Origin of the sequence: Shewanella sp. MM_2022_3, from assembly GCF_022557375.1 — a bacterium.
GTDB classification, from domain to species: Bacteria; Pseudomonadota; Gammaproteobacteria; order Enterobacterales; family Shewanellaceae; genus Shewanella; species Shewanella xiamenensis.
Genome location: NZ_JAKZGV010000096.1, coordinates 1 through 3,097 on the forward strand (window position 1 = coordinate 1; position 3,097 = coordinate 3,097).

1 protein-coding gene and 1 pseudogene are annotated in these 3,097 nt (G+C 35.1%); both read right to left on the bottom strand.

The window, feature by feature from the left end; all coding sequences use genetic code 11:
* Nucleotides 1–789 (bottom strand): annotated as a pseudogene (locus MMG82_RS21160) (helicase); the annotation flags it as partial.
* Between the two features lie 606 nt (nt 790–1,395).
* A partial coding sequence (locus MMG82_RS21165; RefSeq protein ID WP_241407393.1) for a putative Ig domain-containing protein occupies nt 1,396–3,097 on the bottom strand: 1,702 nt, incomplete at its 5' end.

Below are 3,097 nucleotides of genomic sequence, written 5' to 3' on the forward strand. Positions count from 1 at the left end.
ATTTGACCTGACTTTCAGTTCACGACCAATTAGATAACCATAATTATTGAACTCACAAGGTCTAATTGAAACCTCCCACCCTCTAATTATTGTGATTGGCATATTATTACCAAGCACGTTAATAGTCTCACGTTGCAGAGTTAACATGGCTGCATATTTCTCAGTCATATCAATATTAGTAAATGCAATTAACCTATCAAACTTATTTACCTTATTAACAGCCCTTAAGAAAATCACTTCATAATAAACTTCGCCACCTAAGAAAAAAGGTTTTATTTTATGTATATAATATCTACCAATTGAAACATTATTTGAATCCCTTTGATAAGCACCTTTAACTTTTCCTGCTATCATTTCATGATAAGCGGTTAACGAAGGGTCTAAATCTACAGGAAACAGCTCAAGATTATTAAGTATAATAAAATTATATTTTTTGTACATCAATGATTTTATTCTGTAAAGATATTCATAATACTTGAGCATGAGCCTTTCTGAATTATCACCATCCAATGTGTAGTGTGACGCACTAATTTGCAATAACTTATGAAATCTACCTATAAAATTTAGTTCTGACTTACTCTTTACAAACTTGATTGCTGGATCTATTGCTGGATATTGAAATTCTGCAGAAAGTGAACCTTGATGAAATAGAACACTAACTCCTTCGATAAGATTTCTGAGCTGTGACAATAAATTTTGAGATAACAAATCTCGATTATTTTCATAAGATGATATATTCCTACAAATTAAATTATCAATATTCTGAATTTGATACATCACAGTAGTCATGAAATTCCCCAAATGAATCTGTTAGATAATAGAAAAATCAAATCGAAGATAAAAATAGGCCACCCAAGATAAAACAAGAACATCAACCAGGTTTAATTAACATTCATCAAAAGATAGTACTGATACATTTTTATGCTTTAGCAATCGACCTATAACACCTGAGCCTAAGGAGTACACCATCCCCTCGGAATTGCCGCCGGGCATTTGCGTTCGTTGCGTGAGCGAGGCATGGTCGTTCTCGTGCATCTGATCCATAGGGAAATGCAAAATGTCAGTATGATGTATGGAACATCATTGACCATGCACTTCACGACATTCAGGCATCCTGCCTATCAGATGCCGAGATAGCGTCAGTCGAATCAGGGACGAGCGTCTGACGCGATAGCATAAGAACGCTTAATGCCCAAGGGGCTTTCAACTCCGTTGGGACGTCTTGGCTGATGTGAAAACAATAGGCAAGGAGGATAGGACGAGCAGTCCTCCTTGGTCGACTTTTGTTTAAAAATCAGGGGGGAAGCCCCACGACCTTGATATATCTCGGCCGCTAGGCCGTAATCACCCCATAATTCATCAAGTCACAAAGCATTAACTTCAATTGTTAAGTATTTAATTATGCTTTAAACGCCTAAAAAACAACGTAATCAATAGCATCAACAATGTGAAATCCATAGTCCCACCACCGCCTTCGGATGATTTTTCAGGTTCACCAGTATCATTAACGATAAATGTCACATCAAATATCAATTGTGCGCCCAACGGATCAGTTGCGGTGACCGTCATTAAATATTGACCTTTAGTCTTAACTGCACCGTGGAATATTCCATCCTCACTTGCTATTAATCCACTCGGTACATTCTTATATGTATAAGTCACAGCCTCACGATCAGGATCAGCAACAATTTCTGAAAGCATACCATAATACTCTTGATCCTTTTCAAGATACTCAATACCAATCTCCGCAGTTAACATAGGAGCATCGTTAACGTTAGTCGGTGTAATATAAAAGATCTCTGTAGATAATGGAGGAATATTCACTCTCACTTGAATGGGACTGGCTGGTGTTGGATCAATTAAATTTTTTGAGGCAAACATATCTTCATTAGTAAAAGTCCCACGAATATATTCACCATCCCAAATCAATCTTTCATGTATATATTCAGTTTGAAAACCGGTAACCACAAGGTTGTTTCCATTTAGAAAATGCTTCTTAATATTTATCGCCAAAGGAACATCTTGAACAGCTGGAATAGAGCCTTTAGGTAAACCACCTTTATATATAAGAGGATTAGGGTTAGAGAGGGTAAACGTTGTAATATTAGGTGACATTAAGTTAACGAAAAAACCTTTCTTGTCATCAGTGAGCTGAAACCAACCATCTGCAATAGCATACACCTGGGAAGACTTATAAAAATACTTTTCTTCATCATCAAACACATAAGAATGTCTTCCAGAGCGTTCAATAAAATAATTTTCACTCTTTAAATAAATAGCCTCTTTGGGATAACTAACACTATTCTTCATTTTAGATAGAAAAAACTTATTATCTTCTGATGAGTATTTATAATTCAACAACATATCACTACCCACAATAAGTTCTTTCCCATCATTAATTGTATATATAGCTTCAACACCACTAAATCTAGATGAATCAACTCTTTCTGGGATAACTATTTCTTGAAAAACCACAAAGTCATTAATATCAGACTGCCATTTCAAAACATATAACTTAGGCTCTACCTTCGTTTCATTAATCCCCACCCTTTCTGGAGAGAAGATGACATCATCACGCCCCTCTAATCGATATAGCTTGTAGGTACTATTTGATATGAGCGATTTATCAGCTAAGATTTTTTTACGTTCGCAAGAATCTATCACACCATTTATACTTAACTTACAAACACTATAATCGTAACTGGTTTTTCCTGTATGAGTATCATCATAATTAGGGTGTAAAGCAATAATGGTATCTTTATTTACAAATTCAACCTGTTCTACATATGAACCGTACTGACCTGAACTAGATGAAAATTCTACTTCTTGAGACAATGATAACTCATTACCTTCAAGAGTAAATCTAACTAATTTTCTAGCTCCGTCATAATTTGACTCAGATAAGGCGTAATAGTTTTTATTATATTCACCTATAGGTTCCACATTAATATAACCAACGAGATCTGATGCTATACCAAAACTGGCGGAGCTAATATAATCCACTCCATTATTATCAACATTATACTTCCATAAATAAATTCTTTTATCAGCAGAAAATTCATCACCAGCAGTACCAGATATTAATATTTCTTTTTTA